We start from the raw sequence: 15,261 nt of genomic DNA, 5'->3' as shown, positions 1-15,261 counted from the left end.
TGATCGCGGGCAGAGCTGCTCTTACGCATGAATCTCGACACTCGAATCAAGTACCGCCACTTGCTGTGCTTTCTGGAAATCGCCCGCCAGGGCAGCCTGGCGCGTGCGGCTGACGTTCTGGCGATCAGCCAGCCAGCGATTTCCAAGACCCTCAAAGAGCTTGAGCAGTTGCTCGAGACGCGGCTGTTCGAGCGCACTCGGCTGGGCGTCGAGCTGACCACCGCTGGAACGCGCTTCATGCGCTACGCTGGCCCCAGCGTGCAGGCCCTGCGCGATGGCGTGAGTAGTGTGCGCGGCGAGGCGCGGGCGCCGTCGCAGGTGCGCATTGGCGTGCTCTCGACCGTCGAAGGCCTGCTCATGCCGGAGGCGCTGTGCCGCCTGCATCAGCGCCATCAGGCGTTGCTGATCAGCGTGAGCACCGGGGTCAGTGCGCAGTTGCTCGGCCAATTGCGCCTGGGTGAGCTGGAGTTGGTAGTCGGGCGCATGACCGACAGCCCGCAGATTCAGGGCTTGTCATTCGAGCACCTGTACAGCGAATCGATGAGTCTAGTGGTGCGTCCGGGCCATCCGCTGCTGGCGCTACAGCCGCTCGAACGCAGCCGGGTTGGCGACTATCCGCTGGTGTTGCCTCCGCTTGGCACCACCATCCGGCAACACGCCGACAGCCTGTTTGTGCAGTGCGGCATCCACATGCCGGCGCAACGTCTGGAGACCTTGTCGCTGGCGCTGAGCCGGCGCTACCTGCTGGGCAGCGATGCAGTCTGGGTCGCCCCGCGTGACGCGGTGCTGATCGACCTGGGCCGCGGCGAGCTGGTCGAGCTGGACCTTGGCATCTACGAACCGGGTGGCTCGGTGGGCATCTGCCGCAATGCCGCGCTGCCGCAGAGCCTTCCGGCGCAGTGGGTGTGCGAGGTGCTGCGCGAGTTGGCCGGGGAGTACCGCGAAGGGCTTTATCCCTGACGGATCTGTCATGTTTCGCAGGGCAGACATAAATAGCCACAATACCCGCCGCAGGTAGCATCTGGGCTCAATACTGGCCAGTGGCTGCAGCGTTGCCATGAACAACCTTTCACCTACTGAACTTACTGCCCGCAAGCGGCTCCTATGCCGGTAGCCATTGGTAACGACCGCCTGCTAAGCTCGCGGCTTTACCCTGATTGCCCTTATGGCGCATGAACAAGGAACTAGCATGAAACAACATCGTTTGGCGGCTGCGGTTGCCCTGGTAAGTTTGGTTCTGGCGGGCTGCGACGCTCAGACCAGCGACGTCGAGCTGAAAACCCCGGCACAGAAAGCCTCCTACGGTATCGGCCTGAACATGGGCAAGAGCCTGGCTCAGGAAGGCATGGAAGACCTTGATTCGAAAGCAGTCGCCATGGGTATCGATGACGCTGTCAGCAAGAAAGAGCAGCGCATCAAGGATGACGAACTGGTCGAGGCCTTCACCGCGCTGCAAAAGCGTGCCGAAGAGCGTCTGACCAAAGCCAGCGAAGAAGCCGCATCGGCTGGCAAGAAGTTCCTCGAAGAAAACGCCAAGAAGCAGGGCGTTGTGACCACCGCTTCCGGCCTGCAGTACGAAGTCGTGAAGAAAGCCGATGGCCCACAGCCAAAAGCCTCTGACGTTGTGACCGTTCACTACGAAGGCAAGCTGATCGATGGCAAGGTGTTCGACAGCTCGGTCGAGCGCGGCAGCCCGATCGATCTGCCGGTCAGCGGTGTGATCCCAGGTTGGGTCGAAGGCCTGCAATTGATGCACGTCGGTGAGAAGTACAAGCTGTACATCCCGGCTGAGCTGGCTTACGGCGCACAGAGCCCGAGCCCGCTGATCCCGGCCAACTCGGTACTGGTGTTCGACCTGGAACTGCTGGCGATCAAAGATCCGAGCAAGCTCGAAGGCGCCGAGCCGCCAGCCGAAGCTCCGGCTCAGTAAGCCTTAGCGTGTCTACAACGCCCCGTCTCGACGGGGCGTTGTCGTTTTTGCGGGCACCCAGACGAACCTCGGCCGGCATTGCTTGTCCGAGATTGGGTGGCCGGTACATGTCTGCCCAATGACGCAAAACGTTTGCGCAGCTGTCACGATTGGGTAAAAAACGCCCGATCTAAGCGCGACCCTTGCCCTGTCGGCACGGGGCGGCGGAAACTGTGCCCTGTTCACAAGGTTATCCACAATAAATGTGGATAACCTCATCGCCCGGAGGCCCCATGAGTGCACCCTGGAATTTCAGCCGATTTCTGCCCCTCGCCGAGCGCCTGCTCAGCCGTGGCCGGTTGCCGGCGCTGTTGTTTGCGGTCGCGCGCAAAGGTCCCAAGCTTGGCCAACTGCGTGAAGACCTGCGCTTGATGCAGAGCCTGTGCCTGGCCTGGTGGCGCGGCGAGTACCGCGCCATCAGCCCGAAGGCGCTGGTGACCATCGTGGCCGGCCTGCTGTACTTCGTCAGCCCGCTGGATGCGATCCCCGACTGGCTGCTGGGCGTCGGCTTTCTCGATGACATCGCCGTGCTCGGCTGGGTATTGAAGACCGTGGCTGACGAATTGGGCCGTTTCAAGGCCTGGCGCGATGCTCAGACGCCAGAGCGTTTGCGCGTGGTAGAGCGCCTGCCAGACACCCCCGAGGCCCTGCGCCTGGAGCGCGGTACGCCTTGAATTCAGCCTGATCCGCGCAGACCCTCGCGCTTGGTCATATAATTGGCATAAAGGTTATGCCTAAGGGCTACATGCAGTAGTCCTACGTGAGGGGTTTGCAATGGAAATTCAGGTCATCAGCCGGGACGATAAGCCCGAATACGCCGTCATTCCCTGGGAGCAGTATCAGGCCCTGCTGGTCGCTGCGGGCCAGGCGCCTGCGTCCAGCCCTGCCAAGGCAGAGCAGACGCTAGCAGAGCCTGCTGCGGCGCCTGCCAGCCTGCCGGCAATCAGCGAGCTGGCCCGCCTGCGGGAAGCCAAGGGCCTGGCCCCTGAAGCGCTGGCGCGCAGCGTCGGCATCAGTCCGGCCTACCTGGCCATGATCGAAGCGGGCGAGCGTGAAGCGGGTGCGCCGATCCTGCGCAGCCTGGCCTGGCACCTGGGTATTGCTGGCTGGAGCGAGCCGTCATGAGCGGCGTCAGGATCAGTCGCCAGCATTGGGACGGGCTGCTCGGCGAGCTGGACATGGCCCGCCGCCAGCGCCACCTGCTGACCTACCGTGCCCTGCTCGAGCGTCTGCAGCTGCCAACCCCGGCCATGCAGACGCTGACCGCGGCGCTGGAGCATCTGGCCGCTATCGACGCACGCGCCGAACAGCCGCTGCGCAGCTCGCTGGTGATCAGCCAGGGCGCTAGCCGCCTGCCGCGTACCGGCTTTTTCGAATGTGCCGAGCGCCTGGGCAGGTTTACCGGGCCGGTCGATGGCATGGAAGCAGCCTCCTGGCACGCGTCGGAAGTGGCCAGGGTATTCGAGCACCCCTATTCAGAAGAAGCCTGAGCGCCGCAGGGCGTTTGCCTGAGCAAACTGCAGACAAAGAAAAGGGGTGGACACCTAGGCGTCCACCCCCTTTTTTGCGACTGGCGTCAGCCGGCGATCACTTCTTGGCTACCGACGAGCTCAGGCTCAGGTAGTCAAGCAGGATACGCCCGGTTTCGGCCAGGTAGGCGTCGTCTTCCGGTTTGGTGTTTTCATCTTCCACCGGTAGCGCGTCTTCGTCTTCTTTCTTCAGTTCCTTGAGCGGCTCTTCACCCTTGGCCTTGCGGCGGATGTTTTCCAGGGCCAGTTGCTTGCCCTCGATCTCATCGTGGCGGGCGCGACGGGTCTGCTCGTTGAGGCTGACGCTCTTCTCGCTCATCAGCTTCTGGCTCAGGGCCAGGCGGTCACGGATGTAGGTGAACTCGGCATCCTTGGCGCTACGGGCGTCGTGGCGGGCCTTCAGCTCGGTGAGGAACGGCTTGAACGGGTCCACGGCAGGCTTGATCGCTGGCTTGATGGTGTCCCATGGCATGGCCTCGGGCAGGGCGCTCTCGCCGATTTCCTTGGTGTCGATGATCGACGGGTAGTCGATATCCGGCAGCACGCCCTGATGCTGGGTGCTCTGCCCGGAAACCCGGTAGAACTTGGCCAGGGTCAGTTTCAGCTCACCATGGTTGAGCGGCTGGATGGTCTGCACGGTGCCTTTGCCGAAGGTCTGGCCACCGATGATCAAGGCGCGGTGGTAGTCCTGCATGGCGCCGGCGAAAATCTCCGAAGCCGAGGCCGAGAGACGGTTGACCAGTAGCGTCAGCGGGCCTTTGTAGAAGGCGCCGCGGTTTTCATCTTCAAGCACATCGACGCGTCCGTCGCTGTTGCGTACCAGCACGGTCGGGCCTTTGTCGATGAACAGGCTGGTCAGCTCGGTGGCTTCCTGCAACGAGCCGCCGCCGTTGTTGCGCAGGTCGATGACCACGCCGTCGACTTTCTCGTTCTGCAGTTCGGTGAGCAGTTTCTTGACGTCGCGCGTGGTGCTCTTGTACTCAGGATCGCCGGCACGGTAGGCCTTGAAATCGAGGTAGAAGGCCGGGATCTCGATGATCCCCAGCTTGTAGTCACGGCCATCCTGCTTGAGCTTGAGCACCGACTTTTTCGCCGCCTGCTCTTCAAGCTTGACTGCTTCGCGGGTGATCGAAACGATTTTGCTGGTCTGGTCGCTCGGCGCATTGCTGGCCGGGATGACTTCAAGACGCACCACCGAACCTTTCGGGCCGCGGATCAGCTTGACCACTTCGTCCAGACGCCAGCCGACCACGTCGACCATTTCCTTGTTGCCCTGGGCCACACCGATGATCTTGTCGGCCGGGGCGACCTGTTTGGTCTTGGCGGCAGGGCCGGCCGGTACCAAACGGACGATCTTGACCTGATCGTTGTCATTCTGCAGCACCGCACCGATGCCTTCGAGCGACAGGCTCATGTTGATGTCGAAGTTTTCGGCGTTGTCCGGCGACAGGTAATTGGTGTGCGGGTCGTAGGACTGGGCGAAGGTGTTGATGTAGGCCTGGAAGATGTCTTCGGCACGGGTCTGGTCAAGCCGCGCAAGTTGGTTCTTGTAGCGCTTGATCAGGGTTTCCTGGATCTGCTTGAAGTCCTTGCCGGCGATCTTCTGGCGCAGCACTTCATCCTTGACCCGTTTGCGCCAGAGGTCGTCCAGCTCGGCGTCGTTTTTCAGCCATGGCGCGTCTTTGCGATCGACCAGCAGCGACTCGTCAACGGTGAAGTCGATCTTGTCGACGCCCTTGTTGAGTTCGGCCAGGGCAAAGTCCAGGCGGGCTTTGACGCGGTTCAAGTAACGCTTGTAGATGGTGAAGCCCGGATCGAGATTGCCGCTCTTGAGGAAATCGTCGAACTGGGTCTTCCACTTGTCGAACTCGGCGATGTCCGAGGCCGTGAAGTAACTGCGCGATGGATCGAGCAGCTTGATGTAGCTGTCGTAGATGATCACCGAACGGGCGTCATCCAGTGGCGGCTTGCTGTAGTGGTGGCGCTTGAGCAGCTCGACCACATTGAGACTGGCAACCACCTCATCCCGGTCTGGCTGCAGGCTTTCCCACTTGTTGGCGGCGGCCGCATTGCCGCCAAGCGTCAGGCTGCCAACGCCAATGAGCAGGGCGAGGGCGGTGCTGGGCAGAAAATGCTTCATGCTGATTCGACGTAAAGGCAATTGATCACGCATAGTAGGCCGTCTATTCCGTTCGCCGGTTCCATGGAGCCGGGCAAATACTGCAAAAAGCCCGGGACAAGGCGATCCCGGGCTCAGTCATGACTCAACTATGGAGGCACTGTGAAGGCATTGCAAGGCGTTGACGGACATGTGGAGTGGGTCGAGGCCGAGCGCCCGACCTGTGATGCCGGCCAGGTACGCATTCGCGTAGCCGCGGCAGGCCTGAATCGGGCGGATATGCTCCAGATCGCGGGCAATTACCCACCGCCGCCGGGCGCCAGCCCGTACCTGGGGCTGGAATGTTCCGGGATCATCAGTGAAGTCGGCCCCGGCACCGACTGGCGCGTCGGCGAGCGCGTCTGTGCGCTGCTGGCGGGCGGTGGCATGGCCGAGGAAGTGGTGGTCGATGCTCGCCACGTGCTGCCGGTGCCCGAGGGCCTGAGCCTGCACGAAGCGGCGGCGATCCCCGAGGTGTATGCCACGGCCTGGCTGAATATCTTCCAGCTCGGCGGGCTCAAGCCTGGGGAAAAGCTGCTGGTACATGCCGGCGCCAGTGGCGTCGGCTCGGCGGCGATTCAACTGTGCAAGGCGCTGGGTAATCCGGTCTGGGTCAGCGTCGGCTCGCCAGAGCGGCTGGCCTACTGCGAGGCGCTGGGCGCTGCCGGTGGGGTGGTGCGCAATGCCAACCTCGATGACCTCAAGCAACTGGGCCCGTTCGACGTGATCCTTGACCCGGTTGGCGCCAGCTACGGCCCGCTCAATGTCGAGCTGCTGGCCCGCGACGGGCGCTGGGTGATGATCGGCTTGATGGGCGGGCGCAAGGTCGAACTGGACCTGGCGCAGATTCTCGGCAAGCGCCTGCAGCTGACCGGCTCGACCTTGCGCAATCGCGATGATGACTTCAAGGCCGAACTGCTCAAGGAGCTCGGCCAGCAGGTCTGGCCGTTGTTCACCGATGGCCGGCTCAAGGCGCAACTGGTGGACACCTATCCGGTCGCGTTCGCCGAGGCCGCCTACGCCGAGCTTGCGACCAATCAGGTCTCCGGCAAGCTGGTGCTGGTGATCGACCAGACGCTGGCCTGAGTCAGCCATGCCGGGGCTCAGGCCCCGGCAGTTTCACTTCCAGGCGAGGATCGGCCAGCCCTGCTGCTCGGCATGGGCGCGCAGGACCGGGTCAGGGTTGACTGCCTTGGGATAATCGACCTTGAGCAGCAGCGGCAGGTCATTGCGCGAGTCAGAATAGAAACTCGCGCCCTCGAGGTTTTCCTGTTCCTGATCCAGCCACTCCAGCAGCCGGGTGATCTTGCCCTCGCGGTAGGTCAGCACGCCATGAGTGTTGCCGGTGTACACGCCATTGACCGCTTCCAGTTCGATCGCCAGGTACTCGTCTACACCCAAGCGGGCTGCAATCGGCCCGACCAGGTGGGTGCCAGAAGCCGAGATGATCAGCACCCGATCACCTTGCTTGCGGTGCTCGGCAATGCAGCGGCAGGCGTCGCCGTAGATGATCGGCTCGATCACGTCTTCCACCCATGGCTCGACCAGGTGCGCCAACTCCTCCAGTGTGCGCCCGGCAACCGGCTCGAGGCTGAAGGCCATGTAGTCTTCCATGGCCATCTCACCCTTGCTGTACGCCTCCATCAGCTCGCGGTCACGGCGCAGAAACGACTCGCCATCGACCCAGCCCAGCCGCACCATGTGCTCGCCCCACAGCGACGCGCAGTCGCCATGGATCAAGGTTTCATCCAGATCGAAAATTGCCAAAGCCATCGGTACTTCTCCTGAGCTACTTCTATGCCACTTCGCGTAGCGCCGTTGGGTCGATAGCCAAGGATACCCGTTGACCGTCCGCATGCAGATCCTCTGACGAGCGATTGAGCACGTCAACCACCAGTTCGACACCGCGCACCTCGACCCGATAGCGGATGACGTTGCCGAGCAGGCTATGGCTGCGCACCTGGCCGTCCAGTTCGCCGGTGAGGCTCAGGCTGATCGACTCGGGGCGGATCGCCAGGCGGCTGCTGACCGGGCGTTGCAACAGGCGGCTGGCGCTGTCGGCATCGAGCAGGTTGTAGTTGCCGATAAAGCCTGCGGCAAACAGGTCCACCGGCGCGGTGTAGAGGGTTTCGGCGTCGCCACTCTGGACGATCCGGCCCTGGTTCATCAGGAAGATGCGGTCGGACATGGTCAGCGCCTCTTCCTGGTCGTGGGTGACGAAGATCGTGGTCAGCCCCAGCTCGCGCTGAATTGCCCGAATCTGCTCGCGCAGGTGCTTGCGAATACGTGCATCCAGTGCCGACAGTGGCTCATCCAGCAGCAACAGGCGCGGCCTGGTCACCAGCGAGCGGGCCAGCGCCACCCGCTGGCACTGGCCGCCCGACAACTGATGCGGATAGCGCCCGGCAAAGCTGCCCAGCTCGACCAGCTCGAGCACTTCGCGCACCCGCGTGCGGCTTTCTGCAGCAGGGGTTTTCTGTATGCGCAAACCGAAGGCGACGTTTTGCTCGACGGTCATGTTGGGGAACAGTGCATAGCTCTGAAAGACCATGCCGATGCCGCGTTTTTGCGGGCTCAGCGGCACCAGGTCGTGGCCGTCGAGGAGGATCCGGCCGCTGTCGACCGGGGTCAGCCCGGCAATGCAGCGCAGCAAGGTCGACTTGCCGCAACCGGACGGGCCGAGCAGGGTGACGAATTCGCCGCGCTGGATCTGGCAGTCGATATCGTCGAACACCGGGCTGCCGGCGTAACTCTTTTGCAGTTTCTCTACGCTGACGAAGCTCATCTCAGGGTTTGTCCTTGTTCAAGCGATTGGCCACCCAGGTCAACACCAGGACGAAGGCGAAATAGGAAATCACCAGCGCGCTGTTGAAGTGGCCGCTGCTGTTGCGCATGTTGTTCAGGTACACCTGCAGCGTTTCGTAGCGGGTGCCGACCAGCAGGTTGGCGAACACGAATTCGCCGAACAAAAACGAGAATGACAGCAACAGCGCCACCATCAGGCCCTTGCGCAGGTTTGGCAGCACCACCAGAAACGCCGCCTGCCAGGTGCTGGCACCGAGCAGTTGGGCAGCGTCCATCAGGTCGCGCAGGTTGATCGCCTGCAGGTTGTTGGTGATGGCCCGGTACATGAACGGCAGCGCTACGGTGAAGTAGCAGCCGATCAGAATCCACGGCGTGCCGACCATCGCCATCGGCCCGCTGCCATACAGCTGCAGCAAGCCCACCGACGACACCACCGGCGGTACCGCAAACGGCAGCAGGATGAGGATGTTCATCAGCGCATCCAGCCGCGGGAAGTGGTAATGCACCACAAACAGCAATGGCAGGATCAGCACCACCGACAACAGCAGCGCGCCGACACACACCAGTAGCGACTGGCCGAAGGCGGCCAGAAAGCGCGGCTCGCTCCACAGCGCCGCGTACCATTTGAAAGTCAGGCCGCTAGGCAACAGGCTCGCCGACCAGCTGGTCGACAGCGAGTAGAGCAGGGTGCCGGCCAGCGGCAGCAGCAGGATCAGAAACAGCAGGTAGACCACGGCGCGGTGGTACCAGCCGCCAGGGCGGGATTCAGCGCGCATGGTAGCTCCTCTTCAACAGCCATTGATGAACCACCGTGACCAGCGTCATCAGCCCCACCAGCACCATCGCCAGGGCGCTGGCCAGGTTCGGGTCGAGGCTGATGTCGCCCGCCACCAGCGCCGCGATGCGGATTGGCAGCACGTTGAAATTGCCCGTAGTCAGTGCATAGACCGTGGCGTAGGCACCCAAGGCATTGGCCAGCAGAATCACGAAGGTGCCGAGCAGCGCCGGGGTCAGCACCGGCAGGCCGATGTGCCGCCAGAATTGCCAGTGGCTGGCGCCGAGCAGCGCAGCAGATTCGCGCCAGTCTTCACGCAGGGCGTCGAACGCCGGGTACAGCAGCAACACGCCGAGCGGGATCTGGAAGTAGGTGTACACCAGGATCAAGCCGGTCTTGGAATAGATGCTGAAGTCTTCGAGCAGGCCGATCTGCTTCAGCAGCAAGGTCAGTGCGCCGTTGAAGCCGAGCAGAATGATGAAGGCGAAGGCCAGCGGCACTCCGGCGAAGTTGCTGGTCATGTTGGCGAAGGCACTGACGAAGTCGCGCAGCTTCGAGTCGACCTGGCGCAGCGAATAGGCGCCAAGGGTGGCGATGATGATGCCGAACAGGCTCGACCAGAAGCTGATCTCCAGGCTGCGCTGCAGCGCCTGCAGATAAAACTTGGAGGCGAACACCTTGCTGAAGTTGTCCAGGCTCCAGCCGCCCTCGGCCTGCACGCTGTGAATCGCCACCCAGCCCAGCGGCGCGATCTGGAACACCAGAAAGAACAGCGCGAACGGCAGCAGGCAGAGCATGGCCAGGTAGCGCCCGCGGGTGCCGGCCATCACGACAGCAGCTCGCGGCAAACGCTTTTGTCATGGGCGGCGCCGAGCAGCTCGCAGATCGTTCCGCACAGCTCGGTCTGCAGCGGCTTGGCATTCTGGTCGAGGCTGAAGGCGCTGCCGAAGACGAACAGCGGCACCTCGCGCTCCTCGGCCAGCAGGCCATTGTGCGAGCGGTCGTTGTTCATGCCATGGTCGGCGGTCACCAGCACCTGGTAACCCTCTTCGAGCCAGCGCGGCAGGTAGTCGGCCAAGAGGATGTCGGCACCGCGCGCGGCATTGCGGTACTGGCTGCTGTCGAGGCCATGACGATGGCCGGCATCGTCGATGTTCATCGGGTGCACCAGCAGGAAATTCGGGGCGTGGCGGCGGCGCAGGTACTCGGCGTCAGCCAGCAGGTGCGAGTCGGGGTAGTGATCGGCGTAGTAGAACAGCCCGTGCTGGATCGGCAGCTTTGGCGCATGGGTATGGCGATCGCGCAGCGGGTCGAACGGCGAGCGATTGTACAGCTCGCTCATCCAGTGATAGGCCGCAGCGGCAGTGCCCAGGCCTGCCTCGCGGGCGTAGTGAAACACGCTGCGCTGGTTGGACAGGCGGTTGACGTTGTTGTGGACGATGCCGCTTTCCAGCGGTGGTACGCCGGTGAGAATACACTCGTAAAGCGGCCGCGACAGCGACGGCAGCTCGCACTGGACCCGGTACAGCGCAGCGCGGTCAGCCTCGACGTAAGCGTGCAGGTGGCCCATCGCATGGTGGGCGACCTCGTGGTTGAGACCGTCGAGCAGGACCAGAATGACGTTGTGTTGCATGGAGACTCCACGGCAGGTGGATCACACGGTGGGGTTGCCCTCTGCCCCGCTGTTACGGTGCAGAGAGCTGTTCAGAGCATTACCCGAGCAAGCGTCATTCCATCTCGATGATGACCTGCTCCTGCCATTTTTGCGGCAGCGCCTTGGAGGTGGTCTCCCAGGCTGTGGCGTCCTTGATTGGCTGGGCCGGCGCGTACTGCTCATTGGGCAGCAGCTTGGCCTGTACATCAGCCGGCAGCTTCAGGTGCTCGGCACGGATCGGCCGCGCGTGGCCGTTGGCCAGGTTGATCTGGCCGGCGTCGCTGAAGATGTATTCGCGAGCCAGCTTGGCCGCGTTGGGGTTTTTGGCGTACTTGTTGATGATGGTGGTGTAGCCCGAGGTAATCGAGCCGTCAGCCGGAATCAACACCTCGAAGCGCTCAGGGTCGATCTGCTGGCGGTAGCTCAGGCCATTGAAGTCCCAGACCACGCCGACTTCCACTTCGCCTTTCTCCAGGGTCTGGATGGTCGGGTTGGCCAGCGACAGGCGTTTCTGCTGAGCCAGTTTGGTGAACAGCTGCAGGCCTGGCTCGATGTTGCGTTCATCACCCTTGTAGGCGATGGCCGCGGCGAGCACGCCGTTGGCCGCTTGGGCTGCGGTGCCGACGTCACCGATGGCGACCTTGTACTTGCCCTTCTCGAGGTCGTGCCAGGTTTTCGGCCGCTCGCCTTCCTTGACCAGCTGCTTGTTGATGATGAAAGCAATGGTGCCGGTGTAGGCCAGCGCCCAGTGGCCGTCCTGGTCCTTGGCCCAGGTCGGTACCTGATCCCAGGTGCTTGGCTTGTACGGCTGGCTCACGCCCTTGGCCACGGCGATCGGGCCAAAGGCGGCACCGACGTCACCGATGTCGGCGCTGGCGTTGTCCTTTTCCGACTCGAACTTGGCGATTTCCTGCGCCGAGCTCATGTCGGTGTCCATGTGCTTGAGGCCGTACTTGCTGGCCAGGTCATCCCAGGTAGCTTTCCAGTTGGCCCACGCATCGGGCATACCCACGCTATTCACCGCGCCTTCCTTGCGGGCTGCATCTTCCAGTGTCTTGAGGTCGTCGGCGGCCATTGCCGAGGTGCACAGGGCGATGGCCGAACCGAGCAATGACGCCATGAAAAACTGTTTCATCCGAAGCTCCTTGGGTGGGAATGCCTTGCAGGCGATATGAGGATGCAAACCGTGCGCGTGACGTAAGTGGTCTAGGTCAGCAAACCTTGCGCCAAGGTAGGCCGCCAGCGTGACAGTTTGATGTAGGTCAGCGCCTTGGCCGGCCTACCGGGATGCCTGAAAATACAGCGTAGACCAGATCCCGTGCCTTGATTCGCCTGGCCTGATGCATTTTCAATGTCACCCTTGAGGGGCTTCTGTAACCGGATGTTCATGGCCTGTGCCTAGGCTTGCACTATTCTCCAGTTGCCCTGTTGTGGGGCTGGACTAGTCCAGATAGGTAACCTTTGATGCAAGCGACGCCAGCGCGCGCGGTAACAGTCATCTGTCATGCCCTGCAGGAGCAGATCGAACACGGCCTGCTGGCGCCGGGCGGCAAACTGCCGGCCGAGCGCAAGCTCAGTGAAGTCTTCGCCACCACGCGCATCACCCTGCGCGAGGCACTGCTGCAGCTGGAGGCACAGGGCTTGATCTATCGCGAAGAGCGCCGTGGCTGGTTCGTTGCGCCGCAGCGGTTAAGCTATGACCTGATTGCCCGTAGCCACTTCCACGCGATGGTCCGCGAGCAGGGGCGGGTGCCGGCCACCGAGCTGTTGTCGGCGCGCCTGCAGCCGGCCTCGGCGGCGATCTGCGCGCGCTTGCGCCTGCCGGGGTTGTCCAGCGTGGTGCAGATCTGCCGGGTCCGGCGGATTGACGGGCGCGCGGTGCTGTATACCGAGCACTACCTGGCGCCAGCGTACTTCCCGCAGATTCTCGAGCAGGACCTCAGTCAGTCGCTGACCGAGATCTACGCTCGCGAGTATCAGATTGAATATGGCCGGGTCTGCTTCGAGATCCTGCCCACCGCGTTGCCTCTGGCCGCCGCCAGTGCGCTGAAGATCTCAGCGGGCAGTCCGGGCCTGCAGGTGACCCGGGTCAACTGCGATCAGCAGGGTCATCTGATCGACTGTGACCTGGAGTATTGGCGCCATGATGCCGTGCGGATCAGAGCCGAGGCGGGCTAGCCTGAACAGTCAACGGGTCGGCGGCGCTGTGGGTGCATCCTTGGCAACCGCTTCGCTCAGCCCGCCGCCACCGGCCGTGACCACCTGCACCGACAGCCGCGGCATCGCCAGGTCGAGGCCGGCTGCGTCAAGTTGGCGTTTGAGCGCCAGGTTGAACGCCCGCGACACTTCCCACTGCTTGATCGGCGCAGTCTTGAAGCGCGCCCGCAGGATCGCTTGGCCGGCCTCGAAGCTTTCCACCCCTTGCAACTCCAGTGGCGACCAGATGTTGCGGCGCATCAGCGGGTCGCTGCGCAGGGTCTGGCCGACCTCACGGATCAGGGTGATGGCCTTGTCGATGCTCATGCCGTGTGGCACGGCCACGCGGAAGATGGCGTAGCCGAACTCACGCGAGTAGTTCTTGATGCTCTTGATTTCGCTGAACGGGATGGTATGCACGATGCCATCGATATCGCGCAGGCGCACGGTGCGGATGGTCAGGCCCTCGACGGTGCCCAGGTGGCCGCCGACTTCGACATAATCGTCGATGGCCAGTGAGTCTTCGATGATGATGAATAGCCCGGTGATCAGGTCGGCGACCAGCGACTGCGCACCAAAGCCGATGGCCAGGCCGATGACACCGGCACCGGCCAGCAGCGGCGTGACGTTCATGCCCATGTTGGCCAGGGCGACAATCACCGCAATGATGAAGATAGCCACGAACATGACGTTGCGGATCAGCGGCATCATGGTCTGCGCGCGGGCGTTGGCCAGGCCACGGCGCGAGCGCACCAGCGCATGATGCACCGCCGTGTCGGCGAGGATCCACACCAGCCAGGCGGCGATCAGGGTACCGGCCAGGCCGAGCAGACGCAGGCTGACGTCATGCCCTTCGCCCTCGGCAAAGCCGATCATCGACAGGCCCCAGACGCGCAGGCCAAGCTCGATGAACACCAGCCAGATCAGCACATGCAGCAGGGCGTAGCCAAAGTTGCGCAAGCGCTCGGCATACACCGCCTGACGGCGATTGATCCGCTTCGGGTTGGCCGCGTGGCGGCGCACCAGGCCATTGACCACCATGCACACCACCACCAGCACGGTACACATCAGCGACTGGCGCAGGGCTGTGCTGGTATCGCCAGCGGAAACGAAGGTGGCCACCAGCGAGATCGCCACCAGAATCATCGCTGGAATGAACCAGAAGCTGCCGAGAATCTCGATGGTGTCACTCAGGGTGCGCCGGTTCAGCCGACGCGACAGTGGCTGGTTGCGAATCAGGTGGGCAATCGGGCGGCGGAAGCGCAGCACGAACAATCCGGTGCACAGCGCCGCCAGCACGTTGGCCAGGGTCGCCAGAGCGTGGGCCAGATGGGTGCCCAGCGCTACGGTCAGGCGCGGGTCGTTCATCGCTTCGCCAAACGCCGCGAAACTGCCGATCAGCCACAGCGGGCGAAACGCCTGATGCCGCAGAATATGCAGGGCGCGGTGGCGGTGCGGGCCATCGAGCAGGGAGAAGGCAATCACGCAGATCGCCGAGAAGCAGGTGCCCACTACCAACGCGTAAGCCAGCACCATCGCCATCGATTTGCCCAGCGAGGGGGGCAGGGCGAAGCTCAGGTAGACGGTGATGATCAGTGCCACCAGCCACGGCCCCAGTTTGCGCAAGGCAAACAACACCAGGTCACCGGTGCGCGGGTGTTGCGGCAGCTCAGCCTTGAGACCGAAGCGCAGGCGCACGCGCTGACCGATCCAGTTGAACAGCATGGCCAGCAAGCTCCACACCGCAATCACAGCCGCGAAGCCGAACAGAATCGCCGGCCACTGCTGCACCGGCACGATCAGCGCGCTGAGCTCATCCTGGGCCTGATTGATTTCCAGCGACCAGCGCCGAAACGGGCTTTCATCGCCGCTGAACTGCTTTTCAATGTCATGCAGGGCGCCGCTGATGAGCCCGAGCACGCCTTGTTCCGGGTTGGCCTGGGTCTGTTTGCTGGCATCACGGAGTTTTTTCAGGTCGGCCAGCAGCTTGCTGCGTTGCTGGTCGTTTTCGAGGTTCTTGATCACCTCGTCCAGCGACTTGGCCAGCGGCTCGCTGGCTTGCGGTTGTGCCGGCGCGCTCGAGCCGAGCAGGCCGGGAATGCCGGCGGCATAGCTCGGCGTGATGAACAGCAACAGCAGCAGGGTCAGGCAACGCAGGAAGACAGGCACCGGAAA

The 15,261-nt window shown here is 63.0% G+C and carries 15 protein-coding genes; 7 read left to right on the top strand and 8 right to left on the bottom strand.

What is annotated here, in order from left to right:
• Positions 1-27 precede the first annotated feature (27 nt).
• The 5 genes from pcaQ to IDM28_RS03745 all read left to right on the top strand — a co-directional run bounded on the left by pcaQ (position 28) and on the right by IDM28_RS03745 (position 3,459).
• Positions 28-960 carry a pca operon transcription factor PcaQ gene (pcaQ, locus tag IDM28_RS03765; protein ID WP_101321705.1) on the top strand — a complete coding sequence of 311 codons (933 nt, stop codon included), beginning with the start codon at positions 28-30 and terminating at the stop codon, positions 958-960.
• A gap of 229 nt (positions 961-1,189) precedes the next feature.
• The gene (locus IDM28_RS03760) at positions 1,190-1,930 is read left to right on the top strand and encodes an FKBP-type peptidyl-prolyl cis-trans isomerase (protein WP_101321704.1); all 741 of its coding nucleotides are present in this window, start codon (positions 1,190-1,192) and stop codon (positions 1,928-1,930) included.
• A 272-nt stretch (positions 1,931-2,202) separates the two neighbouring features.
• Positions 2,203-2,643 carry a YkvA family protein gene (locus IDM28_RS03755; RefSeq protein WP_101321703.1) on the top strand — a complete coding sequence of 147 codons (441 nt, stop codon included), beginning with the start codon at positions 2,203-2,205 and terminating at the stop codon, positions 2,641-2,643.
• Positions 2,644-2,743: 100 nt separating this feature from the next.
• Positions 2,744-3,094 (top strand): helix-turn-helix domain-containing protein, encoded by a 351-nt coding sequence (locus IDM28_RS03750; protein WP_103438248.1) that lies wholly within the window; start codon positions 2,744-2,746, stop codon positions 3,092-3,094.
• Positions 3,091-3,459: a hypothetical protein gene (locus IDM28_RS03745; RefSeq protein ID WP_150572542.1), complete on the top strand. Its 369-nt coding sequence runs from the start codon at positions 3,091-3,093 to the stop codon at positions 3,457-3,459. Before IDM28_RS03750 ends, IDM28_RS03745 begins: the two co-directional genes overlap by 4 nt.
• Positions 3,460-3,556: 97 nt before the next feature.
• Here the strand turns inward: IDM28_RS03745 and IDM28_RS03740 are convergent, their stop codons facing one another.
• A complete protein-coding gene (locus IDM28_RS03740) occupies positions 3,557-5,638 on the bottom strand; it encodes a carboxy terminal-processing peptidase (protein WP_178080788.1) in 2,082 nt (693 codons plus the stop codon).
• Between the two features lie 141 nt (positions 5,639-5,779).
• Here IDM28_RS03740 and IDM28_RS03735 point away from each other — a divergent pair, with 141 nt between their 5' ends.
• Positions 5,780-6,742, top strand: a complete 963-nt coding sequence (locus tag IDM28_RS03735) for an NAD(P)H-quinone oxidoreductase (protein WP_150572543.1) — start codon at positions 5,780-5,782, stop codon at positions 6,740-6,742.
• Positions 6,743-6,775: 33 nt separating this feature from the next.
• On the opposite strand, the gene IDM28_RS03730 is transcribed toward IDM28_RS03735, so the two are convergent.
• The 6 genes from IDM28_RS03730 to IDM28_RS03705 form a co-directional block, all read right to left on the bottom strand.
• A complete protein-coding gene (locus tag IDM28_RS03730; RefSeq protein WP_188035387.1) occupies positions 6,776-7,429 on the bottom strand; it encodes an HAD family hydrolase in 654 nt (217 codons plus the stop codon).
• A 22-nt stretch (positions 7,430-7,451) separates the two neighbouring features.
• Positions 7,452-8,441, bottom strand: coding sequence for an ABC transporter ATP-binding protein (locus tag IDM28_RS03725; protein ID WP_188035386.1), 990 nt, complete (start codon positions 8,439-8,441; stop codon positions 7,452-7,454).
• Between the two features lies 1 nt (position 8,442).
• Positions 8,443-9,237 carry an ABC transporter permease gene (locus tag IDM28_RS03720; RefSeq protein ID WP_150570918.1) on the bottom strand — a complete coding sequence of 265 codons (795 nt, stop codon included), beginning with the start codon at positions 9,235-9,237 and terminating at the stop codon, positions 8,443-8,445.
• Positions 9,227-10,063: an ABC transporter permease gene (locus IDM28_RS03715; protein WP_188035385.1), complete on the bottom strand. Its 837-nt coding sequence runs from the start codon at positions 10,061-10,063 to the stop codon at positions 9,227-9,229. Before IDM28_RS03715 ends, IDM28_RS03720 begins: the two co-directional genes overlap by 11 nt.
• Entirely contained in the window at positions 10,063-10,869 is an 807-nt protein-coding gene (locus IDM28_RS03710; RefSeq protein ID WP_101321694.1) for an alkaline phosphatase family protein, read from the bottom strand. Before IDM28_RS03710 ends, IDM28_RS03715 begins: the two co-directional genes overlap by 1 nt.
• Positions 10,870-10,963: 94 nt before the next feature.
• A complete protein-coding gene (locus IDM28_RS03705) occupies positions 10,964-12,025 on the bottom strand; it encodes an ABC transporter substrate-binding protein (RefSeq protein WP_101321693.1) in 1,062 nt (353 codons plus the stop codon).
• 329 nt (positions 12,026-12,354) lie between these two features.
• Between IDM28_RS03705 and IDM28_RS03700 the strand changes: the two genes are divergently transcribed.
• A complete protein-coding gene (locus IDM28_RS03700) occupies positions 12,355-13,068 on the top strand; it encodes a UTRA domain-containing protein (RefSeq protein ID WP_101321692.1) in 714 nt (237 codons plus the stop codon).
• A 9-nt stretch (positions 13,069-13,077) separates the two neighbouring features.
• Here IDM28_RS03700 and IDM28_RS03695 read toward each other — a convergent pair whose 3' ends face one another.
• Complete coding sequence (locus IDM28_RS03695; protein WP_188035384.1) at positions 13,078-15,255, bottom strand: mechanosensitive ion channel family protein; 2,178 nt, start codon at positions 15,253-15,255, stop codon at positions 13,078-13,080.
• Positions 15,256-15,261 lie beyond the last annotated feature (6 nt).

Origin of the sequence: Pseudomonas sp. EZ-C24, from assembly GCF_014525325.1 — a bacterium.
GTDB classification, from domain to species: domain Bacteria; phylum Pseudomonadota; class Gammaproteobacteria; order Pseudomonadales; family Pseudomonadaceae; genus Aquipseudomonas; species Aquipseudomonas shirazensis.
This window is presented reverse-complemented; position numbering and strand designations above follow the sequence as displayed.